Source organism: Mesorhizobium sp. NZP2077 (genome assembly GCF_013170805.1).
Taxonomy (GTDB): domain Bacteria; phylum Pseudomonadota; class Alphaproteobacteria; order Rhizobiales; family Rhizobiaceae; genus Mesorhizobium.
The window spans coordinates 5,747,057-5,772,662 of record NZ_CP051293.1; the positions used below are offsets into that span (position 1 = coordinate 5,747,057).

General features: G+C 63.7%; 28 protein-coding genes. 14 read left to right on the forward strand and 14 right to left on the reverse strand.

The window, feature by feature from the left end:
* Positions 1 to 28 precede the first annotated feature (28 nt).
* The 5 genes from araD1 to HGP13_RS28750 all read left to right on the forward strand — a co-directional run bounded on the left by araD1 (position 29) and on the right by HGP13_RS28750 (position 4,948).
* The gene (gene araD1, locus HGP13_RS28730) at positions 29 to 1,027 is read left to right on the forward strand and encodes an AraD1 family protein (RefSeq protein ID WP_172231992.1); all 999 of its coding nucleotides are present in this window, start codon (positions 29 to 31) and stop codon (positions 1,025 to 1,027) included.
* Positions 1,028 to 1,079: 52 nt separating this feature from the next.
* Positions 1,080 to 2,105: an ABC transporter substrate-binding protein gene (locus HGP13_RS28735; RefSeq protein ID WP_172231995.1), complete on the forward strand. Its 1,026-nt coding sequence runs from the start codon at positions 1,080 to 1,082 to the stop codon at positions 2,103 to 2,105.
* Between the two features lie 76 nt (positions 2,106 to 2,181).
* Positions 2,182 to 3,285, forward strand: coding sequence for an ABC transporter ATP-binding protein (locus tag HGP13_RS28740; RefSeq protein WP_172231998.1), 1,104 nt, complete (start codon positions 2,182 to 2,184; stop codon positions 3,283 to 3,285).
* Between the two features lie 32 nt (positions 3,286 to 3,317).
* Entirely contained in the window at positions 3,318 to 4,151 is an 834-nt protein-coding gene (locus HGP13_RS28745) for an ABC transporter permease (RefSeq protein ID WP_246707145.1), read from the forward strand.
* Positions 4,148 to 4,948: an ABC transporter permease gene (locus HGP13_RS28750; RefSeq protein ID WP_172232004.1), complete on the forward strand. Its 801-nt coding sequence runs from the start codon at positions 4,148 to 4,150 to the stop codon at positions 4,946 to 4,948. Before HGP13_RS28745 ends, HGP13_RS28750 begins: the two co-directional genes overlap by 4 nt.
* 1 nt (position 4,949) lies before the next feature.
* Here HGP13_RS28750 and HGP13_RS28755 read toward each other — a convergent pair whose 3' ends face one another.
* The 7 genes from HGP13_RS28755 to HGP13_RS28785 all read right to left on the reverse strand — a co-directional run bounded on the left by HGP13_RS28755 (position 4,950) and on the right by HGP13_RS28785 (position 10,923).
* Positions 4,950 to 6,347: an FAD-binding oxidoreductase gene (locus HGP13_RS28755; protein WP_172232007.1), complete on the reverse strand. Its 1,398-nt coding sequence runs from the start codon at positions 6,345 to 6,347 to the stop codon at positions 4,950 to 4,952.
* 215 nt (positions 6,348 to 6,562) lie between these two features.
* Positions 6,563 to 7,822, reverse strand: a complete 1,260-nt coding sequence (locus tag HGP13_RS28760) for an ABC transporter substrate-binding protein (RefSeq protein ID WP_172232010.1) — start codon at positions 7,820 to 7,822, stop codon at positions 6,563 to 6,565.
* A gap of 49 nt (positions 7,823 to 7,871) precedes the next feature.
* Positions 7,872 to 8,300, reverse strand: a complete 429-nt coding sequence (locus HGP13_RS28765; protein WP_172232013.1) for a hypothetical protein — start codon at positions 8,298 to 8,300, stop codon at positions 7,872 to 7,874.
* Positions 8,297 to 9,352 (reverse strand): aldo/keto reductase, encoded by a 1,056-nt coding sequence (locus HGP13_RS28770; RefSeq protein ID WP_172232016.1) that lies wholly within the window; start codon positions 9,350 to 9,352, stop codon positions 8,297 to 8,299. The genes HGP13_RS28765 and HGP13_RS28770 overlap by 4 nt, the downstream gene beginning before the upstream one ends.
* Entirely contained in the window at positions 9,349 to 9,702 is a 354-nt protein-coding gene (locus tag HGP13_RS28775; protein WP_172232019.1) for a TIGR04076 family protein, read from the reverse strand. Before HGP13_RS28775 ends, HGP13_RS28770 begins: the two co-directional genes overlap by 4 nt.
* A gap of 1 nt (position 9,703) precedes the next feature.
* Positions 9,704 to 10,192 carry a DUF3830 family protein gene (locus HGP13_RS28780; RefSeq protein WP_172232022.1) on the reverse strand — a complete coding sequence of 163 codons (489 nt, stop codon included), beginning with the start codon at positions 10,190 to 10,192 and terminating at the stop codon, positions 9,704 to 9,706.
* Positions 10,189 to 10,923, reverse strand: coding sequence for a GntR family transcriptional regulator (locus HGP13_RS28785; RefSeq protein ID WP_172232025.1), 735 nt, complete (start codon positions 10,921 to 10,923; stop codon positions 10,189 to 10,191). The genes HGP13_RS28780 and HGP13_RS28785 overlap by 4 nt, the downstream gene beginning before the upstream one ends.
* A 125-nt stretch (positions 10,924 to 11,048) precedes the next feature.
* Between HGP13_RS28785 and HGP13_RS28790 the strand changes: the two genes are divergently transcribed.
* From HGP13_RS28790 to HGP13_RS28810, 5 genes are read left to right on the forward strand one after another with little or no spacing between them, the layout of a single operon-like run.
* A complete protein-coding gene (locus HGP13_RS28790; RefSeq protein WP_172232028.1) occupies positions 11,049 to 11,849 on the forward strand; it encodes an ABC transporter ATP-binding protein in 801 nt (266 codons plus the stop codon).
* Positions 11,846 to 12,595: an ABC transporter ATP-binding protein gene (locus HGP13_RS28795; RefSeq protein WP_172232031.1), complete on the forward strand. Its 750-nt coding sequence runs from the start codon at positions 11,846 to 11,848 to the stop codon at positions 12,593 to 12,595. The genes HGP13_RS28790 and HGP13_RS28795 overlap by 4 nt, the downstream gene beginning before the upstream one ends.
* The gene (locus tag HGP13_RS28800) at positions 12,592 to 13,500 is read left to right on the forward strand and encodes a branched-chain amino acid ABC transporter permease (RefSeq protein ID WP_172232034.1); all 909 of its coding nucleotides are present in this window, start codon (positions 12,592 to 12,594) and stop codon (positions 13,498 to 13,500) included. The genes HGP13_RS28795 and HGP13_RS28800 overlap by 4 nt, the downstream gene beginning before the upstream one ends.
* On the forward strand, positions 13,497 to 14,480 hold the full coding sequence (locus tag HGP13_RS28805) for a branched-chain amino acid ABC transporter permease (RefSeq protein WP_172234881.1): 984 nt from the start codon (positions 13,497 to 13,499) through the stop codon (positions 14,478 to 14,480). The genes HGP13_RS28800 and HGP13_RS28805 overlap by 4 nt, the downstream gene beginning before the upstream one ends.
* The gene (locus HGP13_RS28810) at positions 14,477 to 15,781 is read left to right on the forward strand and encodes an FAD-dependent oxidoreductase (protein ID WP_172232037.1); all 1,305 of its coding nucleotides are present in this window, start codon (positions 14,477 to 14,479) and stop codon (positions 15,779 to 15,781) included. The genes HGP13_RS28805 and HGP13_RS28810 overlap by 4 nt, the downstream gene beginning before the upstream one ends.
* Positions 15,782 to 15,804: 23 nt before the next feature.
* On the opposite strand, the gene HGP13_RS28815 is transcribed toward HGP13_RS28810, so the two are convergent.
* Genes HGP13_RS28815 through HGP13_RS28830 form a run of 4 tightly spaced genes read right to left on the reverse strand, consistent with a single transcriptional unit; the run spans position 15,805 to position 20,141 of the window.
* Positions 15,805 to 16,461 carry a GntR family transcriptional regulator gene (locus tag HGP13_RS28815; RefSeq protein ID WP_172232040.1) on the reverse strand — a complete coding sequence of 219 codons (657 nt, stop codon included), beginning with the start codon at positions 16,459 to 16,461 and terminating at the stop codon, positions 15,805 to 15,807.
* A 12-nt stretch (positions 16,462 to 16,473) separates the two neighbouring features.
* The gene (locus HGP13_RS28820; RefSeq protein WP_172232043.1) at positions 16,474 to 17,784 is read right to left on the reverse strand and encodes an aspartate aminotransferase family protein; all 1,311 of its coding nucleotides are present in this window, start codon (positions 17,782 to 17,784) and stop codon (positions 16,474 to 16,476) included.
* Complete coding sequence (locus tag HGP13_RS28825; protein ID WP_172232046.1) at positions 17,785 to 18,843, reverse strand: phosphotransferase; 1,059 nt, start codon at positions 18,841 to 18,843, stop codon at positions 17,785 to 17,787. It lies immediately after the preceding gene.
* A complete protein-coding gene (locus HGP13_RS28830) occupies positions 18,840 to 20,141 on the reverse strand; it encodes an ArgE/DapE family deacylase (protein ID WP_172232049.1) in 1,302 nt (433 codons plus the stop codon). Before HGP13_RS28830 ends, HGP13_RS28825 begins: the two co-directional genes overlap by 4 nt.
* A 178-nt stretch (positions 20,142 to 20,319) precedes the next feature.
* On the opposite strand from HGP13_RS28830, the gene HGP13_RS28835 reads away from it, so the two are divergent.
* Complete coding sequence (locus HGP13_RS28835; protein WP_172232052.1) at positions 20,320 to 20,967, forward strand: GNAT family N-acetyltransferase; 648 nt, start codon at positions 20,320 to 20,322, stop codon at positions 20,965 to 20,967.
* Positions 20,968 to 21,002: 35 nt separating this feature from the next.
* Here the strand turns inward: HGP13_RS28835 and HGP13_RS28840 are convergent, their stop codons facing one another.
* Both HGP13_RS28840 and HGP13_RS28845 read right to left on the reverse strand, forming a co-directional pair.
* Complete coding sequence (locus HGP13_RS28840) at positions 21,003 to 22,649, reverse strand: acetolactate synthase large subunit (RefSeq protein WP_172232055.1); 1,647 nt, start codon at positions 22,647 to 22,649, stop codon at positions 21,003 to 21,005.
* A gap of 80 nt (positions 22,650 to 22,729) precedes the next feature.
* Positions 22,730 to 22,999: a hypothetical protein gene (locus HGP13_RS28845; RefSeq protein WP_172232058.1), complete on the reverse strand. Its 270-nt coding sequence runs from the start codon at positions 22,997 to 22,999 to the stop codon at positions 22,730 to 22,732.
* A gap of 32 nt (positions 23,000 to 23,031) precedes the next feature.
* On the opposite strand from HGP13_RS28845, the gene HGP13_RS28850 reads away from it, so the two are divergent.
* Positions 23,032 to 23,331, forward strand: coding sequence for a zf-TFIIB domain-containing protein (locus HGP13_RS28850; RefSeq protein WP_172232061.1), 300 nt, complete (start codon positions 23,032 to 23,034; stop codon positions 23,329 to 23,331).
* Positions 23,332 to 23,408: 77 nt separating this feature from the next.
* Positions 23,409 to 24,389, forward strand: a complete 981-nt coding sequence (locus HGP13_RS28855; protein WP_172232064.1) for a Tim44 domain-containing protein — start codon at positions 23,409 to 23,411, stop codon at positions 24,387 to 24,389.
* Positions 24,390 to 24,515: 126 nt separating this feature from the next.
* Here HGP13_RS28855 and HGP13_RS38805 read toward each other — a convergent pair whose 3' ends face one another.
* Positions 24,516 to 24,989, reverse strand: coding sequence for a hypothetical protein (locus HGP13_RS38805; protein WP_348647099.1), 474 nt, complete (start codon positions 24,987 to 24,989; stop codon positions 24,516 to 24,518).
* Between the two features lie 65 nt (positions 24,990 to 25,054).
* On the opposite strand from HGP13_RS38805, the gene HGP13_RS28865 reads away from it, so the two are divergent.
* Complete coding sequence (locus tag HGP13_RS28865; RefSeq protein WP_172232068.1) at positions 25,055 to 25,606, forward strand: MaoC family dehydratase; 552 nt, start codon at positions 25,055 to 25,057, stop codon at positions 25,604 to 25,606.

Consider the following 25,606-nt stretch of genomic DNA (forward strand, 5'->3'; position numbering starts at 1 on the left):
CGTACCACAAGGGAAGAAGGTTAGTTTCATGCGTCTTGTTCAGTACACAATGCTTGACGGCAGCAGGCGGGTCGGCCGTGTCTCCGATGATGGCAATCACCTGCATCCACTCGACAAGACCGGCAGCGTGCTGGAACTCGCCGAGGCGGCGATCGCCGAGGGCGTGTCCATCGCATCGCTGGTCGAGACGCGGACGGGCACGGCAACGGTCGACTATGATGAACTGTTGCGCGATGGCCGCGTGCTGGCTCCTGTCGATCACCCCGAGCCGGCGCGCTTCCTGGTCACCGGCACCGGCCTCACCCACACAGGAAGTGCCGCTGCGCGCAACCAGATGCACTTGCTGACACATGGCGAGGACGCCGAAGAATCGGATTCGCTGAAGATCTTCAAGATGGGCCTGGAAGGCGGCAAGCCCGGAGTCGGCAAGATCGGGATTCAGCCGGAATGGTTCTTCAAGGGCGTCGGCACCTGCGTCGTGCCGCCTGGTGCCGATCTGCCCATGCCGGCCTTCGCACGTGCCGGCGCCGAGGAAGCCGAGATCGTCGGGCTTTATCTCAATGGGCCGGACGGCCATCCCTATCGCATCGGCTATGCACTCGGAAACGAATATTCCGACCACGTGACGGAGGGCGAGAACTATCTCTATCTCGCCCATTCCAAGCTGCGCTCCTGCTCGATCGGTCCGGAGCTTTTGGTCGGCGACCTGCCCGAAGAAGTGCGCGGCCATTCCCGCATCCTGCGCGACGGTGCCGTTGTCTGGGAGCAGGAGTTTCTGTCGGGCGAGACGCACATGTCGCACTCGGTCGCCAATCTCGAACATTTCCATTTCCGCTACCCGATGCACCGCAGGGCGGGCGATCTGCACGCCTATTTCTTCGGCGCGGCGGTGATGAGCTACGCCTCCGGCGTCAAGACGGCTTCCGGCGACGAGTATGAAATCCAGGCGCAGACATTCGGCAAGCCATTGCGCAACCGGATGGTCTCGGTGCCGGACGAGGGACTGGTCACCGTCACCCCGCTGTGACGGCGCAGGCCCGAAAATTACGGTCCACCAGAACGACAATGGGAGATTGAAAATGGGACTGAAGAAGGCGTTTCTGAGATTAGCGACCATCGGGCTCGGTATCGGCCTGATGACATCGGCGGCGCTGGCCGCGAACCTTCGCGTGCTGGCCTGGGACGGCTACGCCGACCCGGACTGGGTGAAGGATTTTACCGCCGCCACCGGCATCGGCGTCGATGTCGTGTTCATCGGCAGCGATGATGAAATCTGGGCCAAGATCAAGGGCAGCGAAGGCCAGGACTTCGACGTCTTCGCCGTCAACACCGCCCAGCTGCAGCGCTACATCAAGGCCGATCTGGTGTCGCCGATCGACATCACCAAGCTGCCCAACCAGAAGGACGTGCTGCCGCGCTTCCGCGATCTGTCACAGGTCAGCGGCGACACCAAGGACGGCAAGGTCTACGGCATTCCGTTCTGCTTCGACTCCATCGGCCTGATCTACGACACCGACAAGGTCAAGCCGGCGCCGACCTCGATGTCGGTGCTGTGGGATCCGGCCTACAAGGGCAAGATCCTGGCCTATGACAATGGCGAGCACAATTTCTCGTTCACGGCGCTGACGCTAGGCTACAAGGATCCGTTCAATCTCGACGCCGAGCAGATGGCGGCGGTCAAGGCCAAGCTGGTCGAACTCAAGCGCAATGTGCTTAGCTTCTACACCACCGCCGACGAGGCGCAGCAGATCTACCAGAACAATGACGTCGCCCTGATCTGGGCCAATTACGGCCAGCAGCAGGTCAAGGCGCTGCAGAAGATCGGCGCCCATGTCGTCTACGTCAATCCGAGCGAAGGCGCGCTGGCCTGGCTCGACAACTGGGTCATTTCCAAGGGCGTCCGCGACAATGCGGCGGCCGAGAAATGGATCGACTTCATGCTGACGAAGAAGGTCAGCGGCGCGCTTTCCGAACGCACCGGCTTCGGCAACACGGTGGTCGAGTCGAGCAGCGCCGGCGGCAACGACAAGCTGGTCTGGCTCAACAATGTCGAGGACCCGCTCAAGCGCTCTGATCTGTGGAACGAGATCAAGGCGACGCCCTGATCCTTTCCGCACCCGACTTCGAAGGACCCGGCGGTCCGGACATTCCGCACCGCCGCAGCGTATGCGAGAATAGCTTATGAACCAGAACGCCGACCTGCTGACGCTGCGGTCCGTCTCGAAATCCTACGGCACGGTTCCCGTGCTGCACGACATCGACCTGTCGATCAAGGACGGCGAGTTCCTGACCGTGCTTGGACCGTCGGGCTCGGGCAAGACCACAGTGCTGCGGCTGATCGGCGGGCTGGAGCCGCTGACCGCGGGCGAGATCCGGCTGGACGGTCAGGACATCAGCCGCATGCCGATCAACAAGCGGCCGTTCAACACCGTGTTCCAGGATTATGCGCTGTTCCCGCATATGACCGTTTCCGGCAATGTCGGCTATGGACTTTCGGTGCGCCATATCCAGCGCAAGGAGATCGCGCGCCGTGTCGCGGAAGCCCTCGAACTGGTGCAGCTCGGGCGTTTCGCCGACCGTTTTCCGGCGCAACTTTCCGGCGGCCAGCGCCAGCGCGTCGCACTCGCTCGGGCGCTGATCTGCCAGCCGCGCCTGATCCTGCTCGACGAGCCGCTCGCAGCACTCGATCTGGAGCTGCGCCGGCAGATGCAGGAATTCCTGAAATCTATCCAGCGCGAGATCAAGACCACCTTCCTGTTCGTCACCCACGACCAGGAAGAAGCGATCGGCATGGCCGACCGGATCTGTGTCATGCAGGCCGGCCATATCCGCCAGCTCGGCACGCCGCACGACCTCTACTACAAGCCGAATTGCGAGTTCGTGGCACGCTTCTTCGGCGAGAACAATCTGGTCGCCGGAAAGCTCGGTCCTGTCCAGGGTGATCAACGGACGATCGAGACGGCACTTGGGCGGCTTGTCTGTTCGATCAGCAACCAGCCGCATCTGAAGGCCGCGGTCGATGGCGCCAGCGCCTTCGCGGCGTTCCGTCCAGAGGCCTTGCGTCTCGCGGATGCTACGGACAGCGGCAACCGCTTTTCCGGCACCATCGCCGACCTCGCCTTTGCCGGTTCGTCGACCGTCGCCACCATCACGGCGGGGGCGGACACTGCCGCGCAACGCCTGCGGCTGCGCATGCCGAGCCGGATCGACGGCAGCGCACTCAAGTCAGGCGAGACGGTCTCGCTTTCGTTTGCGCCGCATGAAGGCCATCTGGTGCTGGCATGAGCGCCGGCTCGACACATCCCGCGGAAAGGCGATTGTCGCTGCTGGTGACGGTGCTGGCCTTCGCGCTGCCGGTGGTATTTGTCCTGGTACCGCTGGCGATCTTCCTCGGCTACAGCTTCTTCAGCGTCGACCAGGGCACGATCGTCTACGGACTGTCGCTTGGCAACTATGTCAGGTTCTTCACCGACCCGATCTTCCTGCCGGTGTTCTGGAACACCATCGTGCTGTGCGTGTCGGTGGCCGTCATCTGCATCCTGCTCGCCTATCCCGCCGCCTATTTCCTGACGACGCTCAAGGGGCGCTGGCGCTATGCCTTGCTGATGCTGCTTCTGGTGCCGCTGCTGATGAGCTACGTCATCAAGATCTATGCCATCCGCAGCATCCTCGGCCTCAACGGCTTCCTCAACAAGGCGCTGGTGGCGCTCGGCATCCTGGATCAGCCGTCGACGCTTTTCGTGTTCAACATGAACGCCATCCTGTTGACGCTGAGCCTGCTTTTGATCCCCTTCGCCATCCTGCCGATCTTCCTGTCGCTGGAGCGCATCCCGCAGACCTTGCTGCGCGCTTCGGATGACCTTGGCGCCAGCGGCTGGCAGACATTCCTGCGCATCACTCTGCCGCTCAGCCTGCCCGGCGTCGCCTCGGCGGCGAGCTTCGTTTTCGTGCTGGCGATCGGCGATTTCCTGACGCCGCAGATGGTCGGCGGGATCAGCGGCTTCACCTTCGGCCGCATCCTCTACAGCCAGTTCGGCACGGCCTATAACTGGCCGTTCGGCGCAGCACTCTCGGTGGCGCTGGCGATCGTGGTGATCTGCGCCATCCTCATCGGCGAACGCTTCGGACGCAACCGGGGGACATCGATATGAACGCCCTGCCCCGGCCCTCCACCATCTTCCTGGCCGCGATCACGACACTGGTCGCGGTGCTGCTCTACAGCCCGCTGTTCGTGCCGATCGTGTCGTCGTTCTTCACCATTTCGCATGGCAATGTCGACTGGTCGTCACCGACGCTTTCGACCTATGTGGCACTGGCCGAAAATCACGACATCCTGTCTGCCTTGCGCACCACGCTGATCGTCGGCGTCTGCACCGTCGTGCTCTCGGTGGTCAGCGGAACGCTGCTGGCGCTCTACTATCACAGCCGCCGATCCGGACGCTCTTTCCTGCAGTTCATCATCTTCCTGCCGTTCCTGATGCCGCCGATCATCAGTGGCCTGGCGCTGCTGATCTTCTTTCGCGAAATCCACCTCGAACGCTCGCTGCTAACGGTCGTCATCGGCCACACCGTCTTCGTGCTGGCGATCGTCTATCGCACAGTGCTGATGCGGCTGCAGTCGATGAGCCGCACGCTGGTCGAAGCCTCCTACGATCTCGGCGCCACCGGCTGGCAGACCTTCTGGCGCATCATCCTGCCGAACCTGTCGAGCGCCATGGTCGGCGGTGCGATCCTGGCCTTCGCGCTGTCGTTCGACGAGACGATGATCACCATCCTGGTCACCGGCACGCAAAGCACCCTGCCGGTCAGGCTATGGGCGATGATGCGGCTTGGCTTCTCACCCGACATCAATGCGCTGGTGGCGCTGATCCTGATGTTCACCGTGCTGCTCTGCGTGCTCGCCGCCCGTTTCCTGATCCCCAGGCAGATGGCGACGGAACGCACCTGAGTTATCGAAGAATTGGATCGAGGTCGAAGACGCGCCCCGGATTGAGGATGTTCCTCGGGTCGAGCGCTGTCTTCAACCGCCGCATCGCGGTGATTTCAGCGTCGCTGCGCACCAGATGCAGCCACTGTTTCTTGTCGAGGCCGATGCCATGCTCGGCCGAAACGCCGCCGCCCGCCGCCGCCACGCCGCGATAGACGATGCCGTAAGCCGCCGCCGGATCCGCCGTCAGCACCTGATAGTGCAGATTGCCGTCGCCGAGATGGCCGAAGACGTAGATGTCGGCGGCGGGGTCGACGGCGTGGATGGCGGCGTCGGCTTCCTGCAGGAATGTTCCCATGCGTGCCAGGGGAATGCTGATGTCGACGCCGATCAGACCCTTTATCGAAAACAGGATGCGGTTGGCATCCTCCCGCACGTCCCACAGCGCGCGGAATTCGCGCGGCGACTGCGAGACGACGACATCGTCGACCACGCCGTCCTCGACCGCCTGCATCAGAACCTCCGCGAAGCGCTCGCCGTCGCGTTCGGGCTCGCTGCCCTGGATTTCGGCCAGCACATAGACGGGCGAGCCAGCCGGCAACGGCGCCGGCATGGCCATGCTGGCAACCATGACGTCATAAAGCGGTGCGAAATTCACCTCATAGGCAGACAGTAACGGGCCGAGCTTTTGCCTGAGCAGCCCGAGCAGAGCGATGGCCGCATCGAGCGAAGCGAGAGCGCAGAAGGCGTTCACCTCGGATGCCGGCTTTGGATGCAGCCGGAGCGCGGCGCGGGTGACGACGCCAAGCGTCCCTTCCGCACCGATGAAGAGCTGGCTGAGGTCGTAGCCGGAATTGTCCTTGGGCAGGCCTTTTAGCGAGGACAGCACGCTGCCGTCGGCAAGCACCGCTTCCACTCCCAGCACCTGCGCACGGTACATGCCGTAGCGCAGCACGCGGATGCCGCCGGCATTAGTGGCGATGTTGCCGCCGACCGTGGCCGAACCGCGCGCGCCAATATCGACACCGAACATCAGCCCGGCGCCATCGGCCGCCTCCTGCACCGCCTGCAGCGTCGCACCGGCTTCGGCGATGATGGTGGCGGCTTGAGCGTCCGGCGCGGCGAGGCCGCTCATGCGTTCCAGCGACAGCACGATCTCGCCCGGCTGGACACGAGTACCGCCGGCCAGCCCGGTGCGTCCGCCCTGGACGACGACCGGCTGACCCAGAGCATTGCAGCCGGCGAGTGCTGCCGCGACGCCAACGGTATCGCGCGGACGCAGCACCACTTCGGGCAGCACGCCAAGCTTGCCGTCGGGGTCGTCGCGATAGCGCTGGTCGACATCGGAGCCGGCGAGCACACCGCCCGCACCCAGCCGATCGCCAAGAGCGGAGAGAAGTCGTTGCGTTTCGGGCGACATCGGGCTCAGGCGCCTGTGTGGCGAAGCGCATCGTCGGCATCCGCCGACCGGATGGCCCGATGAGTATTTCCGTCCGACACGCTCGCCATCCCTCAATTGCAGCCGGCCGATCCTATTCGGGATCGCCTGCCGTGCAAGCGATATCGGCCTGCCCTAGGCGATGCCGGCATCAATCGCGATGTGAGGCGATTGATGCCGGAAGAAGTTGCGCGGCCTTACTGAAGCTTGGCCTGCAGCGCGTTGACGTCGTCGGTGGTCATTTCACCGTCCGTGGTCACCTTGCCGTCGACGATCTTCCACAGCCGGAACGGGCCGGTGATGTCGCCATATTTGTCGAAGGCGACCGGGCCGATGACACCTTCGTAGCGGATCGGCTTGCCGTCCTTGATCAGGCCGAGCGCCTTGGCGAACTCGTCCTTGCCGGCGAAGATCGGCGTGCCGGCCGGATCGACGGCCTTGTACATGGCATCCTTGATCTTGGCCGGATCCTCGGAGCCGGCAATGGCGATGGCAAGCCCGACGATGGCGCCGGCGTCGTAGGAACGGTCGGCTGCCGGGTTCGACGGCTCGATGCCGGAGAATTCCTTGTAGTTCTTCATGAAGTAGTCGGTGGAAGCCGTCGGGCTGGTACCGGACGACGTGCCATAGGCTTCCTTCAGATAATCGGCGCCGACCGACTCGATGAAGTCCGGGCTGTTCATGCCGTCATTGAGCAGGAATTTCTGCACGCCGCCTTGCGAAATCCAGGTGCGGGCTACCGTTGCGCCGTCGACCGGCGTGCTGACCAGATAGAGCCCGTCCGGTTCGCCAGCCATCGCCGCCGTGACTTCCGAGGCATAGCTCGACTGCTTTTCATTGTAGGGCGTGTCGGAGACGATGGTGCCGCCGAGCGCTTTGTAGGCGCGCGAGAATTCGGCCACCATGTTGACGCCGAAATCGTTGTTGACGTGGATGATCGACAGCTTCTTGAAGCCCTTGTCGATGGCGTATTTGGCGGCGGCGACGCCCTGCAGCGCATCGGACGTGATGGTACGGAAGAAGATGCCGTTGGTCTTGCCGTCGCGGCCGAGCGCCGTCAGTGTCGGCGACGATGAAGCCGGCGAGACCTGGACGATCTTGGCCGGCGCTGTGACCGAGGTCAGGATCGGGATCGAGACCGATGAGATGATGCCGCCGATGATGACCGGCACTTTCTTGACCTGAACCAGCTGGGTGGCGGCATCGACCGCGATGTTGCCCTGGCTCTGGCTGTCGCGTGTGTCGGTGGCGAGATCACAGCCGCGCACGCCGCCGGCGGCGTTGATATCGCGAAAAGCCATTTCGACAGACTTGGCGCCGGCCTGGCCGTATTCGCCGGCCGGGCCGGTCAGTTCCATGACGAGGCCGACGGTGATCTTGCAATCGGCGGCCTGCGCCGCACCGGCCATCGTCACGAGGGCAAGTGCCGTGGTGAGTTGGAGTATCGTCTTTGTCATTGTTGTTCCCCTTTCGTTACTCGACTCTAACTTGATCTCTGGAGCCTGTTCAGCGTTCCGGCACCTGCAGCCAGGTTTCATGCAGATGTCGCCATTCGACGCCATTGGGCGCCGATGAACTGGTGGTGAAGACGGCACTCGACTGGCGGCGGCTGTGCTTGCCTGCGCGCAGCTGCGCCTCGACGTAGAAGACAACGATCGTATCGGCGCTTTGCCAGCCGGGCCGGATGTCCTCGATCGAGATCGCGAAGCCGTCGTCGCAAGAAGCCCGGCTTGAGCGGACATGGTCGACGACCGCAGCGCGATCGAGCACCTTGCCGTCCGGCGCGACCATGCTCAGGCCGTCACCCATGGCGCGCTCGAAGCGGCTGAAATCCACCGTGTCGGCACGCGCGGCGACGAACCAGTCGACAAAGAAGCGATGCAGGTCGATGACCTCGGCGCTGGCACGCGAAAACAGGGAAGGCTCGCCGCTCATTTCTTCCCCGCATTGAGGTTGTAATGCATGATCGAGCCATGGCGGCCATGGCGGTCGCGCTCCAGCGTGTAGACATCGCCCTTGAGGCCGGCGCCTTGCGCGATGACGGCAGCAATGCGCGCGCGATCGTCGGCATCGAGTGCAATGTCCATGATTTTCGCATTGGCCAATGCGTGCGCCTGGTTGCGGGCACCGACGATGACGGCCGCCACTTGGCGCTGTTCCAGAACCCAGGCACTGGCGATGGTGGCGATGTCGACACCGTGGCGGTCGCCGACTGCCTTCAGCGCCTGAAGCAGTTGCTGGAACAGGTCCCAGCCGCCAAAATCGTCGATGATCAGCTTGTATTTGACCAGTGAGCGGTTTTCGAGCGGCGTGGCGGGTTCGGCCACGCCAAGCCATTTGTCGCTGAGGAAGCCGCCGGCGACGGAACCATAGCAGAGGAAGCTGACGCCGTTCTGCTTTGCCAGTGCGGCGAGGCTGTTGCCCGGCCGCTGATCGAGCACGGAATATTGCAGCTGCTGGCTGACCAGCGGAATGCCGGCGGCGAGGATTTCGGCAAGCCGCGGCGTGTCGAAATTGGTGGTACCGAGATTGCGCACCTTGCCTTCCAGCCGAAGCTCGTTGAGCCAGCCCATCGCCTCGACATAACGAGGCTGATCATAGTCCCACCAATGGAACTGCACGAGATCGAGCCGTTCAGTCTTCAGCCTGCGCAGCGACTGGTCGACGATGCCCCTGATGTAGTCCCGGCTGATGCCGGCGAGCCGTTCGAGGTCTGGCACCAGCTTGGTGTGCACCTTCATCCTGGCGGCGACATCGAGGCCACGCTCGCTGGCCAGCCGCAAGCGCGCGGCGCCGATCAGCTCCTCGACGCCGGTGTAGATGTCGGCGCAATCATAGGTCCAGATGCCGGCATCGAAGGCTGCGATCAGGTCGCTCACAGCCTGTTGGCGCTCGACGGCGCCGTGGCCGCCAGCGAGCTGCCAGCCGCCGCGGATGACGCGCGAAATCGTGTAGCTAGGCCCGAGTTCGAAGGTCTTGGCGGTCATGTCTGGTCGTTCTCCTTCGGCAGCGGCACGGCCGTGGTTTCGGCATGGCTGAACCGCCGCTTGGCCAGCCTGACGATCCGCAGCCGGCTGGCGCAATTGGGATCGGGACAAGCGATCTCGGCGTCCGATGTCATCCAGTCATTGCGGTCGGTCGAGCGCTGCTTTGCCGCGAGAAACGGCAATACGGAGGCAAGCGAATAGATCGAAAAACTCTGCCCTGCCGGCATCGACAGCATCTCGCCCTTGAGCTCGAAATAGTCGCCTGATTTGGCGCCGCAATAGATCGGTTTGCCCTCGGGGATGACCGCCTCGACGCGAAGATCGAAGAGCTCGAAACTGTCGTCCGCCATGTCAGGCCTCCACCAGGCTGAAGGTTATGTCGCAGGCGCCATTGCGGCGGATCACGCTGCAGGCAGCGGCGAACTGGTCGCGCTGATCGGCGCGCACCTGCGCCACCACGCTGCCGGCGAGCCAGCCGATCGGAAACAAAAGCCGCGCCCCTTGCCCGTAGTACAAGCCGATGTCGAAGATGGCATTGGGATTGCCGCCCCACATGCGCGGCGGCACATAGGACAGCACGATGTCTCCCGGCTGCGGCGTCAGCGTTGCGTTCTCCGCCGGCAGAGGCCGGGCATAGGACTGGCCATCGAGATCGGCTGACGGAACCGGGCAGGAAATCTCAGGTCCCGTCCACATCGCATGAATGCCCGGAACGACGCGTGGCGCGGCGAGATACGCCTGGAGAAAGGCGGCATTTTCCGGCGCCTTTTCGGGCAGCAACAGCGCCGTCACGGAAAGCTTCGAGCGCGGCTCGGTGATGCTGATGGCTGGCTTCGTCATGTCGGATCTTTCGTGGCAGCGGATTGAAGCTTGTCACGCAGGAAAGCAAAGGGCCGGCTGATATCGGCCACCAGTGCTTCGCGCGCCGCTTGCGCATCCTGTTTGGCGAGAGCCGCGACGATGCCGCGGTGATAGTGCGCGGTGTCGACCTCGCCGGCTTCGGAAAAGGCGTAGATGGCGACGCGGATGCAAGGTCCCGATTGCAGCCACAGGCTTTCGATCATCGGGATCAGCACGGCCGAGCCGCAGCAGCGGTAGATCTCGAAATGGAAGCTCTGGTTGAGCGTCGCTTCGCGGTCGATATCCTTCTTGTGCTTCAGTGCCCGCATCTCGTCCCACTCGCCGAGCATGGCTTCGATGGAAGCGATCTGGCGCTGGCTCATGCGCGTGGCGGCAAGCGCAATCGCTTCGCCTTCGATGAGTGAGCGGGCGCGCAAAAGGTCGTCGATACGCTCCAGCGTGATCGGCGGCACACGCACCGAGCGGTTGGGCAGCGCCTCCAGCGCCTTTTCCGTGATCAGCCGGCCGAGTGCTTCGCGCACCGGCATGGTCGAGGTGACCAGCGCATCGGCGAGACCACGGATGGTCAGCACCTGGTTCGGCTCGAAAAGGCCGCCGATCAGAGCCCGGCGCAGCTCGGAATAGACGCGATCCTGCACGGTCTCACGGCCGACCGGCGTCAGCTGGGCTGCGATCGTTTCGTTGTTCTTTTCGATGGCAGCCTTCTGCATTACCCGGCTTTTGCCCCGTTTTCGGCTTGCGGATGAAATTAAAGCCGAATAGCGTGATCAAAGCAAGTGTGATCACAAATCAAAAATCAGGAGGCGGCGACGATCGTCTTCGGCCAGAGGGTTTGATGAGCGAGGCAGCGGAGCGCCAAGGGCAGGAGACCCGGGCACCGGTTCTGACGGCAAGCCATGTCGTCAGGCGGTTCGGCGGCCTTGTCGCCGTCAATGATGTCTCGTTTTATGTCAAACCAGGAGAGATCCTCGGCCTGATCGGACCGAATGGCGCCGGCAAGACGACCATGTTCGACCTGCTTGCCGGCAGCATATTGCCGACAAGCGGCGATATCCTCCTCAACGGCACGCGCGTCTCGGGCGAAGCCGCGCACCTGCGCATCGGCCGAGGGCTCGGCCGCACCTTTCAGATCCCGCGCCCGCTGCCCAATCTGACGCTGATCGAAAACATCCTGCTGGCGGCACAGGGCCAGGCCGGAGAAAAGCTTCTCGCCAATTTCGTCACGCCGTGGCGGGTGGCGGCGCAGGAAAAAGCGGCCAGGGCAAAGGCGCTCGACCTTTTGGAACTCGTCACCCTGACCCATCTCGCGCATGAGCCGGCGCGCGTACTTTCCGGCGGCCAACGCAAATTGCTTGAGCTTGCCCGCGTCATGATGGCCGACCCGGCGATCATCTTGCTCGACGAACCCGCGGCCGGCGTCAACGCAACGCTGCTCGAAGTCATCATCGACCGCATCCGCGACATCAATGCGCGCGGCATCACCTTCCTTTTGATCGAGCACAATATCGACATGGTGACGCGGCTCTGCCATCGCGTGCTGGTCATGGCGAGCGGCCAGTTGCTCAGCGAAGGCACGGCGGAAGAGGTCGCCCGCGACCCGCGCGTCATCGAGGCCTATCTCGGGGGTGTCGCATGAGCGAAATCGTCCTCGATGTGCGCGACCTCGAAGCCGGCTATGAACCTGGCGTGCCTATCGTGCGCGGCGCCTCGATCACCGTCAGCAAGGGCGAAATCGTCGTCGTCCTCGGCCCCAACGGCGCCGGCAAGTCGAGCTTCATCAAGGCGATCGCCGGCCTTGTCCCGATCACCGGCGGCGCGGTGTTCCTGGACGGCAAGGACATCACCGCCGCGCCGGCCCACACCATGGTGCGGCTTGGCCTTGCCTTCGTGCCGCAGACCGAAAACATCTTCCCGTTGATGTCGGTCGAGGACAATCTCAAGGTCGCCTGCGGTATCCTCGAACGGCGCGACATCCCTGGCCGCATCGAGGAAATGTATGCCGCCTTCCCCGACCTCGTCCGCCCGCGCCGCACTGCCGCCGGTAACCTGTCGGGCGGGCAACGCCAGATGCTCGCTGTTGCACGGGCGCTGATCGTCCATCCCAAGGTGCTGGTGCTGGACGAGCCGTCGGCCGGCCTGTCGCCGAAATTCGTCTCGATGGTGTTCGAGATGCTGGCCGGCATCCGCAAATCCGGCGTCACCATCCTCCTGGTCGAACAGAACGCCAAGGCGGCACTGGCCATCGGCGACCGTGCCTATGTGCTTGTCGAGGGCAAGGACCGGCACGAAGGCATTGCCTCGGAGCTCTGGAACGATCCGGTCGTCGCTGAGCTCTACCTGGGCCAACGCCCTTCTCACGCCGGCAAGGGAGGCGCGGTATGAGCCTGCAATTTGTCGTCGACGGATTGCTGACCGGCTCCATGATCGGGCTTGGCGCCATCGGCGTTACGCTCACCTATTCGATCCTGCGCTTTTCCAACTTCGCCCATGGCGACTTCATGGCTTGGGGCACCTATGCGACGCTCACCGCCGTCAGCGCCATCGGCGCGATATTCGGCAAGGTGGCGCCTATTGGCCCGCTGTCTTTCGGCTGGCCGCTGCTGGTTGCGCTGGTCGCCGGCATGGCGTTCACCGCCTTGCTGGCACTGCTGCTCGACAGAGTTCTGTTTTCGCGGCTGCGCTCGCAGGGGCAAGCGATCATCGTGGTGATGGCAAGCTTCGGTGCCTCGATGGCGCTTAGAAGCCTGCTCGAATTCACCTTCACCTCACGCCCAACCTATTTCAGCCGGGCGATCCAGATCGCCATGCCGGTCGGCTTCGGCATCCGCATCACGCCGGACCAGATCGCGCTGCTGCTGCTGACCGCAGTGCTGGTGCTCGGCGTGCACCTGTTGATGACACGCACGCAGACCGGCCGCTCGATGCAGGCGCTCAGCCAAAATGCGGCGCTGGCCCGCATCGTCGGCATCGATGTCGCCAGCGTGGTGCGCGTCACCTGGATCATCGGCGGGGCGCTGGCCTGCGTCGCCGGCGTGATGATCGGCATTCTGGTGCAGATCCGCCCGTTCATGGGCTTCGACATGCTGCTGCCGATGTTTGCCGCCGCCATTCTCGGCGGCATCGGCAGCATTCCGGGCGCGGTGCTCGGCGGCCTGATCATCGGGCTGGCCGAAGCCGGCGCAGTGCAGCTGATTGGTGCCGAATGGCGCGCCGCCGTCTCCTTCATCATCCTGATGGCGGTGCTGTTCGTGCGGCCTATCGGCCTGTTTGGTGTGAGGGAACGCTGATGGACCTGCTCGGCTACGGCGCCTTCTTCCTGACCACCGCGCTTATCTTTTCGCTGGTCACGCTGGGGCTCAATCTGCAGTGGGGACTGACCGGCCTGTTCAATGTCGGCCTCGCCGGCTTCGTCGCCATCGGCGCCTATACATCCGCGCTGCTGACCACGCCTGACGATGCCGCTCGGCTCGGTGGCTTCGGCCTGCCGATCCTTGTCGGCTGGCTCGGTGCCATGGTCGTCGGCGGCATTGCCGCAGCGCTGACCGGCATGGCGACGCTGCGGCTCAGATCCGACTATCTGGCGATCACCACCTTCGGCGTCGCCGTGGTCGTGCAACTCGTCGCGCTCAACGCGCAGAAGCTGACCGGCGGCCCGTTCGGCATCGGCTTCATCCCGCGCCCCTTCGGCAGCCTTGCCGAGACGCCGCTGCTGTTCAACCTGTCGAACCTTGCAGTGGTCGCGGCGGTGACGCTGATCGCCTATCTCGCCTTGGAGCATCTGTCGCGCAGCCCGTGGGGGCGCGTGCTGAAGGCATTGCGCGAGGATGAGCGGGCGGCGATTTCGCTCGGCAAAAGCGCGCGCTTCTACCGCGTCCAGGCCTTTGCCGTCGGCGGCGCCATCATGGCGCTGGCCGGTGCGTTGCAGGCGCATTTCACCGGCTTCATCGCACCGGACAATTATCTGCCGATCCTGACCTTTCAGGTCTGGGTGATGCTGATCGTCGGCGGCTCGGGCAGCAATCTCGGCGCCGTCATCGGCAGCATCCTGGTGTGGGGGATATGGGCTGGATCGGGCACGCTGACCAGCGTGCTGTTTGCGCCGGAGCAGCAGGCCCGCGCCGCCTCGCTGCAGATCGTCGCCATCGGCGTCATGCTCTGCGTCATCCTGCTGATCCGGCCGAACGGATTGTTCGGCGACAGACTGCGGCGGCCACGTCCGGGCAAGCGAGCGAAGGTGACTACGGCCAAGAGCAGTTCCGGCTCATGACCGATGCGATCCGGCAGGAAGCGCATGGCGCTTCACTCTGGCATGCCGTCAGCCGCAACCGCCGCGACCGGCCGGCGCTGCACGACGGGATCAATGTCGACCTCGCCATTGTCGGCGGCGGTTTTTCCGGCCTGTCGACCGCGCTGCACGCCGCCGGGAAAGGACTTTCCGTTGCCGTTCTCGAAGCCGAAATCGTCGCCTGGGGCGCGACCGGCAGGAATGCCGGTTTCGTCGTGCCCAACTTTGCCAAGATGGACCCGGACAGCATCCTTGCGCATCTCGGCCCCGAGCGCGGCGAGAGGCTGATCGATTTCGCCGCCGGCAGCGCCGAGCTGGTCTTCGGCCTGATCCGGCGGCACGGCATCGACTGCGACGCCGTGCAGAACGGATGGATCCAGCCGGCGCATTCGCCCGCCGCCTTCGAGAAGGTCAAATTGCGTGCCAGGCAATGGGCACGGCGAGGCCGGCCGGCTGTTAGCCTGGATTGGCAGGACGTCGAGGCGCTGACGGGCGTGCGCGGCTATGCCGGCGGCTGGATGGATCGTTCGGGCGGGGTGCTCAATCCGGTCGGCTACGCGCACGGGCTGGCCGATGCAGCGGAGACGGCTGGCGCCAAGATTTTCGAGCGCACGCCGGTCACCTCGATCGATCGCGCGGCCGATGGCTGGACACTGAAAACGCCGTCGGGCTCGGTGCGTGCCGGCAAGGTGCTAATCGCAACCAACGCCTATGGCGGGTCGCTCAATCCGCTGCTGCAGCGAACCTATATTCCGCTAAAGGTTTTTCAGATTGCGACCGAGCCGCTGCCGCGCGAAATCCGCACGCGTTTGCTTCCCGGCGGCCAAGGCGCCGGTGACACCAGGCGCAATCTCTTCACCTTTCGCTTCGATGCCGACAACCGGCTGATCAGCGGCGGCATGCATATTCTGGGCGCCGGCGCCGACACGCGCGTGCCACAGACGATCTGGCGGCGCCTCGCCGGGCATCTCGATTTGCCTGACCTGCCGTCGCTTGCCTATGGCTGGTCGGGAATGGCCGCGGTCGAACCGGATTTCCTGCCGCACCTCCTGGACCTCGGACCGGGCCTGATCGCCGGTCGCGCCTGCAACGGGCGCGGCATCGCCATGACGACGGCGATGGGCAAGGTGCTGGCCGACTGGGCTGCGGGAACCGAGGCGCGTGACTTGCCGCTGCCATTCGCACCGCCGGCACCAATTCCCTTCCACGCGCTGCTGCGGCACGCGCCCAACATGCTGCTCGGCTGGAGCATGCTGCGCGACCGGCTGGACGAGGCGAGATAGGCCGACCCAGCCTGCCGCGCGGATCAGGCCGTCGTGCGCAGATTTTCGGAGAGAACCGCGGCTGCCACGGCGATGTCCTGTTCGAGGGAGACCCGGACGGCGGGACCATTGCGCTGCTCCAGCGCAGCAACAATCCTGCGATGCGCGTCGTTCGATTGCGGAATGTAGCGATCGGCCTGCATCAGCAGTTTCAGGTAGGGTCCGACGCGGCCCCAGAGATCGCGGATCATGTTCAACAGGATCGGCGCGCCGGCATGCTGGTAGATGGCGAAGTGAAACGCCTCGTTCAGCGAGAGATAGGCCCTGGCGTCGTCGGCCTCGATAGCGCTCTGCATGCCGGCCAGCGTCGCCTGGATATCGACCAGCCCACTCTCGTTCATCCGCGTGGCGGCCATCTCACCCGCCAGCCCTTCGACGGCGATGCGGATGTGGGTCAGTTCCTCAAAGGCAGGGGCCGACAGCAGCGGCACAATGATCGAGCGGTTGTTCTGCATTTCGAGCAGCCGCTCGGCGACCAGCCTTTGCAGCGCCTCGCGGATCGGCGTCGTCGAGATGCCGAACGTCTCGGCGAGCTTGCGAATGACCAGCGTCTGGCCCGGGCTGAAGCCGCCTGAAATCAATTCCTGCTTGAGCGCGCCATAGGCGCGATCGTTGAGGGTTTGATGTTCGAGCTTCAGCATGCGCGGTCCCGATCACCAGTTCGATAAAGCGCGATCGAGCGTCTCGGCCAGTTGCTCGGCATTATCCCTGGCGAAGGGCAGAGGCGGCCTGATCTTCAGGACATTGCCGCGCGGACCGCAGGACGAGATCAGCACGCCATCCTGGCGCATGGCTTCGACAACCGCCGATGTCTTGCTTGCGGCCAAGGCCTCGTCGCCATCGGCCGTCAACTCGACGCCGAAATAGAGGCCGTTATGCCTGACGTCACCGACCATGCCATGCCGGCCCTGCAGCGCGCGCAACAGCTCAGCCGTATAGGCACCGACATTGCGCGCGTTCTCGATCAGCCCCTCGCCTTCGATCACGTTCAGAACGGCGATGCCGACGGCGGCCGCGACCGGATTGCCGCCGAATGTGTTGAAGTAGCCGGTGTTGGAGCCGAAGGATGAAACAAGCCGCGGCCGCACCAGCACCGCGCCCATCGGATGTCCATCACCGATCGGCTTGCCCATGGTGACGATGTCAGGCTCGATGCCGTAATTGGCAAAACCCCACATGCCCTGACCAAGCCGGCCGAAGCCGGACTGGACTTCATCGGCAATGACGATGCCGCCGGCCTTCCTGACGTGATCCGCCGCTTCGCGCATCACCGCCGCGTCGGGGAAGAAAATGCCGTCACTGGAAAAGGCCGAGTCGAGCAGCAGCGCCGCCGGACGGATATTCTGCGCGAGCATATCCTCGATTGCCGCCGCGACATTTTTGGCGAAATCATGCGCGGCGCGGCCATGGTCGCGGAACGTGTCCGGCGCTGCCGCGGTCCGATGATGCGCGGGCACGCCCTTTGCCCCGACCGCGGCCGGAGACAGCTGTGCGGTGGCGATCGTGGCGCCGTGATAGGCGAAGTCGGTGATGATCACGCCGATGTTGCCGGTGGAATGCTGGGCGATGCGGATGGCAAGGTCGTTGGCCTCGCTGCCGGTGCAGGTGAACATGGCATGGCCGAGATGGGCCGGAACGGTGCCGAGCAGTTTTTCCGCGTAGTCGAGGATGATCTCGCTGAGATAGCGCGTGTGCGTGTTGAGCGTGGCGGCCTGCCCCGACAGCGCCTCGACGACACGCGGATGGCAGTGCCCGACCGAGGCGACATTGTTGTAGGCATCGAGGAATTTGCGGCCCTGCGCATCGTAGAGCCAGACGCCGCTGCCGCGCACCAGATGGATCGGGTTGCGGTAGAAGGCGCGATAGGTCGGCCCGAGCAGCCTGGCGCGGCGCTCAAGCAGGGCTTGCTCGGATGGCGTCGGGTCGGCATTTGCAGGATATGGCGAGGACTGGGACACGGGCATCTACTCCGGATTGGAATGATCGAGAAAATAGCGGCGGGCATCCGCGGACGACAGTCCATCCAGCCGTTCGAGCGAGGCCCAGACCTCGGTGATGAGGCGCAGCACATAGTCGCGCTTGGCCGGGAAGCGTTCCGCCTGCCAGCTGGCGATGTTGGCGATGAGCGCAAGGCGGGCACGGATCAGATCGAAGAGGATGCCGATCTCCTCGGTCTCCAGCGGTTGCACGGATTGATAGCCGGCGACAAAGCGCGCGGCCGGTGCCAGCGGATGACCTTGCGCCGGCCAACGGTAGACGGCGCCGATGGCGATGTCGCAGATCAGCGGCGAATGGATCATGTCGCCGAAATCGAGGATGCCGGTCACGACCTCCGGCCGCGACGCATCCATCACCACATTGTAGGAATTCATGTCATTGTGGACGATCTGCGCGCGTAGCCCAGGGATGACCGGCGCAGCATGCTCCTCGAAGGCGTCCATCACACGTTCGACCATGGCCCGGTGGCCGCCATCAGCGATATGCGCCATCATCGGCCGTGTCTTGGCGACCTTGCGGATATCCCAGAGAAGGTCGCTGCCGGCGGCCGAATGGAAGAAGCCGCGCAGCGCCCGGCCAAGCCGGGCGAGGAAGATGCCGAGATTGCGATCCTGTGCAGCCGACGTTGGCGAGCGCGACAGCAACTGGCCGGGCAGATAGGTAACCAGCCGGATGATGCGCGGCGCCGATCCACCGACACTGACCGTGAATTGCGCTTCGCCCTCGAGGCTTTTGCGCACCGAGGGGACCGGCAAGGTCGGATCAACCGCAAGGATATGGTCGAGCGCCTTGTTCTGGAAATCGGTGAAGCCAGCTTCTTCCGCCGGGTGGGAGAACTTGAGGACGAACTCGCCCTCGCCTTCGGTCTGGATATGGAAATTGTGGTCGCGTTCGCCGGGCAACGGACGCGCGCTGCCGGTGAGGCCGTAGTGCCGGCGCAAGATGGCCAACGCGTCGGCGATCGAAACGTCAGGCGCATCCTCGGCGAGCGTTTCGCCGAAACCGTCAGGCACGGCCGCGTTCATGAGCTCGCCTCCGGATCGATCGGCTCGAGGCCGCACCAGTCGGCGATGAACAGCGCAATGGTCTGGGTGACCTTGCGCACAGAATCGAGATCGACGGCCTCGTCATAGCCATGCGGCATGCGGCAGATCGGGCCGTAGACGATCGCCGGCGTGTCGGCATAGAGGCCGAAGAAGCGCGCATCCGTCGTCGCCGAGGTGACGTGCTCCGTCAGCGGCTCGCCCCAGACGGCGGTATGGCTGCGGCGCAGCGCGGCTTCCATCTCGTCGGCATCCTCCAGCACATAGCCCTCGGCCATGAAGCCATTATAGGTCATTGTAGGTGGGCGATTGGCCAGGAACGGATCGGCGCGCGCTGCATCGGCGATGCAGGCTTCGAGTTCGGCTCTCGCATCCTCCAGCTTCTGGCCGGGATAGGTCGCGACCCGCATTTCGAAGACACAGCGCGCCGGAACGCTCGATGTCCACTCACCGCCCTCGATCTTGCCGAGGTTGAAGCGGATCGGATGCGGATGATCGCAGAAATGCTTGTCATCGACCTTGCGCGCATTCCAGGCGATTTCGAGCTGCTTCAGCGCCTGGATGATGAGAAATGCTTTTTCGATGGCATTAGCGCCGGCCGAGAAGGCGCCGGAGGCGTGCTGCGGATCGCCGTCGACCTCGACCCTGAACCAGATCGGCCCGACCTGCGCCCGCATCAGCCTTGGTTCCAGCGGTTCGGGAATGAAGGCGGCGTCGGCGCGGTAGCCGCGCTGCAGGCAAGCGAGCGCGCCATTGCCGGTGCATTCCTCCTCGACCACCGACTGGAGGTAGACGTTCGCTGCCGGCTGATAGCCGAGGCTGCGCAAGGCGGTCAGCGCGTAGAGACAGGCCGACAGCCCGGCCTTCATGTCGCCGGCGCCGCGACCATGCATCCAGCCATCCTCGATGGCCGGGTCGTAGGGGTAGCGCACCCAGCGGTCGAGCGGTCCCGTCGGCACCACGTCGATATGGCCATTGAGGATCAGCGAGCGGCCGGTGGCGTTTCGCGGCGTGTGAGCGGCAACGACGTTGAAGGCATCGTCATAGGAAACCGCAACAGGTGAAAAGCCCGGAAGGTCGCGGATCGCGTCGACATCGACGCGCCACATGTCAACCGCATAGCCATCGGCCTGATAGGCAGCCGCCATGAAGGATTGCGCGGCGTGTTCCTCGCCACGCTGGGAGGGAAAGCGTACGAGATCCGCCAGGAATGCGACTTGCCGCGCGAAGCCGTCATCGACCGCGCCCAAAATGGCTTCGTCGGCAATTCGCTCAGGCATGATATTCCGGTTTCCTAGGGAATGATGTATCATATCTCATATGCCATTCTAAGAAAAACCAAAGAGACAGGTCAGGCCAAAACGATGGCCCAACCCGGGAACCTCTTGGCAGGCGGGCGCAGAGTTGGCATCAGCTTAACGCATGCCAGCGAAGTTGCGTGGCAGAGATCGAGGACAGATGCTGGTCACCCAAGGCGCATTGCCGGATGAAATCACCGATCTGTCGTCCGGCTACCGGCGCGTGCCGGCCGGCAAGATCGTCAATGCGGTGACATGGATGGAAGCGCGTGCCCCGGTGTCGGGCCTCGCCCAACCCTTGGCAATGACACGGATCACCAAGCCCGACAGTGGCTGCTACCGCGCGATCTTCCTCGAGATCGGCGCTCCCTGGCTGTGGGACCGCGCCGCCGAAATGTCGGATGCCGACATATCAGCGCATTTTTCCGACCCTCGCCAGCATGTCTATTACGGCCATGATGATAGCGGCGACCATGTCGGCATGGTCGAATTCTGCGTGACCGACGACGATGAGATCGAGATCACCTATTTCGGCCTGTTCCCCTTGCTGACCGGCCGGGGCCTTGGCAAGCGGCTGATGGCCGGCGCGCTCGATCAGGCATGGCGCCTCGGCCCCGGCCGCATCTGGCTGCACACGAGCAGTATCGATCATCACAGCGTCATCGGTTTCTACAGGGCTTGCGGGTTTGAGCCCTTTGCGGCCGGTTTCGAAATCACCGACGATCCCCGACTCAACGGAACCCTGCCGCGCGATGCGGCCCCGCAGATCCCGTTGATCGAAACGGAATGGGGGAGTGGGGTCAAATGAGACCAGACGCCCTGACGGCGGCTTTGTCGCTGCCGTCAGGGCGTTTGCGGTGCCGGCAGCCGCTCGCGCAATTCGTCGACAAGAACCCTGGTGTTCTCGGAGTAGTCGATGGGCACGACGACGAGATGCACGCCGCCGCCGGCAAAGGCCTGTTCCAGCGCCGGCCGCAAGTCGGCGATCGTATCAACCCTGGTCCCTTTGGCACCGTAGGCCTCGGCGTATTTGACGAAATCGGGATTGCCGAAGGTCATGCCGAAATCCGGGAATTCGTCGACCGCCTGCTTCCAGCGGATCATGCCGTAGGCATGGTCCTCCAGCAGCAGCACGACGAGGTTGAGCTTGAGCCTGACGGCGGTTTCCAGTTCCTGGCTGTTCATCATGAAGCCGCCATCGCCGCAGATCGCCATGACGCGGCGCTGGGGATATAGCAGTGCCGCCATCATCGCCGACGGCAGGCCGGCACCCATGGTGGCCAGCGCATTGTCGAGCAGCAGCGTGTTTGCCATGCGCGTGCGGTAATTGCGCGCGAACCAGATTTTGTACATGCCATTGTCGAGAGCCAGGATCCCGTCGGCCGGCATCACGGTGCGCACGTCATACACGATGCGCTGCGGCGTGAAACGGTCTTCGGTGGCGCGCGCGGCGATCCGGCTCAAAATGCCTTCCCTGAGCGGGAGCAGGGCCTGCGCATTGGGGATCTTGCCTTCGATGCGATCCACCAGCAGCGCCAGCGAGGGGCCGAGGTCACCGACGATCTCGGCCTGCGGGAAATAGACCTGCTCGACATCGGCCGTTTGATAGCCGACGTGAATCACCTTCGGCCCCTTCGCCCCCATGATGAAGGGCGGTTTCTCGACCGTGTCGTGGCCGATGGTGATGATCAGGTCGGCCTGTTCGATGGCCTCGTGCACATAGTCGCGCTCCGAGAGTGCAGCCGTTCCCATGTAGAGTTCGGTGCCGCCGGGCACGGTGCCCTTGCCCATCTGCGTGGTGAAATAGGGAATTTGCGTGCGCAGCACGAACTGGGCGACATCGGGCGTCACACGCGGCCGCGACGCCGCCGCGCCGAACATCAGCAGCGGGCGCCTGGCTTCCATGATCATGCGGGCGGCGCGATCGAGCGCGCCCGGGCTTGCCAGCGGCAGTTCGACCGGGTGCGTCGGCACCAATGCGATCGGCTCGCACTCCGCCGCCGCGATATCTTCCGGCAGTTCCAGATGCACGGGGCCGGGACGTTCTTCCTGGGCAACGCGAAAAGCTTCGCGCACCAGCGACGGGATCATCTTGGGCGAGACGATCTGGCGCGAGAGCTTGGTCAGCGGTTTCATCGCCGCGACGATGTCGACGATCTGGAAGCGCGCCTGTCGCGATGACAGGATGCCTTTCTGACCGGTGATCATGATCATCGGCATCGCGCCGAGCAGCGCATAGGCCGAGCCGGTCGTCAGATTAAGCGCGCCGGGGCCAAGCGTGGTGATGCAAACGCCTGCCTTGCCGGTGAGCCTGCCATAGGTGGCGGCCATGAAGGCCGCCGCCTGCTCGTGGCGGGTCAGGATCAGCTGGATCGACGAGCGACGGATGGATTCGACGATGTCGAGGTTTTCCTCGCCCGGAATGCCGAAAATCCGCTCAACCCCTTCATTCTCGAGGGCCGCGACGAACAGATCCGAACCTTTGGTCATCAACCGTCTCTCCTGCAATGCGCACATTCCGTCAGCACCTTCATATGGCACCGGAACACCACAGCTCAAAGGGCCAGTCTTCAAGCGCAGGTCAAAGGCGCGTGTTGCGGTTCGGAGACCTGGTCGGCGGACAGTGCATCGCTGGGTTCGGGCTCGGCGAAGACCACGCGCCAGATAACTGGCTGAAAAACCGCAACGGCGAACAAATCATTTTTCGCGGCAATACCGCCCTTGAAGGCACGGCTCCGCATCCCTAATTGTTTGGTGCGGGCCGGGCCCCTCTGACGATCGCTTCTGTGGTTGTGATGTCGGACCGCTTTAACGGGCCCGTTTCCATCCTTTTCGGTCAAGCGGGCTTAATCTTTTCGGTTTGGAGCCGCGTATGACAACTTCCCTCCTTGGCCTGGTTTGCCCCTCCTGCCGCGTCGCGCTCACAATGAGCGAACGCCAGGGTATCGAGATCGACTACTGCCCGCAGTGCCGCGGCGTCTGGCTTGATCGAGGCGAACTCGACAAGATCATCGAACGTTCCGGCAGGGAGGCATCACCCGCGCTGCAGCCGCAGCAAGCAGTGTTCTCACAGCCGCCGCACGGCCAATCCCTCGACGACGATTATTCCCGCTCGCACGGACACCGCTATCCGAAGCGGAAGAAATCATTCTTCGAAGAATTGTTCGATTGATTGCGTGCCGCCGCACGATACCCGGGTCAGCACGTGCTGAAACTTTCTAAAAAACACGTCAATAAAGGCCAACGCCGATGATGTCTCGTACAAGCCGATTTGCCACCCTCTTTGCAGGGCTGTTCCTGGCATTCTCCATGGTTGCGATCGATCATGCCGAGGCGCGGCGCGGCGGCAGCTTTGGCAGTCGCGGCACGCGCACGTTCCAGTCGGCGCCGCCGACCCGGACCGCACCGGCGCCAACCGCTCCGATCGAGCGTTCGATGACGCCCAACACCGGTGTGAACTCTGCCGCCCGCCAGCCGCAGGTGCAGAGACCTAGCTTCATGAGCGGCTTCGGCGGGACGATGATGCGCGGCCTGCTGATCGGTGGCCTGATCGGGCTGCTCTTGGGCCAAGGCTTCGGCGGCCTGGCCGGCATGTTCGGCTTCCTGCTTCAGGCCCTTCTCATCGGTGGCGCGATCATGCTGGCCATCCGCTTCTTCAGGTCGCAGTCAGCGCGTGGCCCTGCGCCCGCGCTCGCCGGTGCCGGCAATGCCCAGGCGTCGATATTTGAGAACCGTGCTGCGGCACAGCAGCAAACTGCGGGCTCGTTCACAATTCCCGGCTTTGGTGGCGGTTCAGGCGGGGGCTCTCCAGCCGCCGGTTCTGAAGAGATCACGCTCGCCCAGATCGATCTCGATACGTTCCAGCAGTTGTTGACCGATGTCCAGGAAGCATTCGGGCGCGAAGACCATGCCGCCCTGCGCCGGGCGACGACGCCCGAGATGGTGTCCTATCTCTCGGAAGAGCTGGCCGACAATGCCCAGAAAGGTCTCAGGAACGAGGTATCCGACATCACTTTGCTGCAGGCCGACGTGGCGGAAAGCTGGCGCGAGGATGACCGCGACTACGCCACGGCCGCATTGCGCTACGAGTCCCGCGACGTGATGCGAGAACGGGCCACCAACAAGGTTGTCGAGGGCGACGAGGACCATCCGACAGAGACGACGGAGCTGTGGACATTCACACGAGAGAATGGCTCGAGCTGGAAGCTCTCGGCAATACAGCAGGCTTGACACCAAGCGGGTATCGGCCCGCCACTCTGACGACAATGATTGCCGGCTTTGCCGGCAATCATTGGACGATCTTGACGCACATCGGTGCCGATCTCGATGGTCCGACCGGTATCGGTCAACAGGCCGCTAGCCGGGTCGCGCGCGAAGATCGAGATGCGGTCGGCATTCTGGTTGGCGGAGAACAATGCGCCAGATTGCGCGGTGTTGCACCGCCGCAAGGGACATAGCCGACGAGGCCGAGCGAGCCGGTCTGCTGGTCGATCGCCATGATGACGACGCCGTCGTGGCCACGCTTGGAGCCATGGACGAAACGGTCGGGTCGACGTCATTTGCATCGGCCAGTTTTCGTATTTCCAGCGTCGCCTCCTCGAAACTGTAGACGCTGAGGCCGACGCCGCGCGCACCCTGAAAATAAGGCGCTTCGCGGTTCAGGCTGCCGACAAACACCAGACAATCCTTGCTAATCTTTTCCTCCCCTGCCCGCCTGCGCTCGAGGGTTGCGGGATTGGCCAAAATTTCGCCTGTCCTCGCTTGCAACGAAACCCCATATGTGAAAATACTATTTACAAAAGAAGATTGGCGGGAGGAGACGTCGTGCAATCAGGCGCCTTGACGTGCGTTCGAACGGCTGTCCGGACCCTTTCGCGAGAGCGACAGGGCCGGCCATGAACGACTTCGCACCCACTGTCGGCATTGCCTCGACGTATCCCCAGAACATGCCGGAGGACCATGCCGCGCTGCCGGTGTGGAATGCCGAGAACTGGTTCTACGAGGACTGGCCGGTCGGCCAGAAAATCCGCTCGTTGCGGCGCACCATGGCTGAGGGCGACAGCCACCTGTTCAACACGCTGGTGCTCGACATCCACCCTTATGTGCAGGACCAGATGTTTGCCGAGAGCGAAGGCATTTTCGGCAAACGGCTGATCGCCGGCGCCTTTGTCTTTTCGGCAGGCCTCGGGCTGGTCGCCACCAACTGCGTCAACGCCTTTTCCTATGGCTACGACAGACTGCGTTTCATAAAGCCTGTCTTCATCGGCGACACGATCTATTCGATCCGCTCCAACCTCGACAAGAAGCCTCGCTACAAGGAAATGGGGCTGATCCGCGCCAGCTACGAAGTGTTCAAGGGCGAAGGTGAGCTCGTTCTCTATTGCGAGCATCTGCAGACGGTGAAGTACCGCAACCCGGCCGATTTCGTCGGCAAGACGGAGAAATAG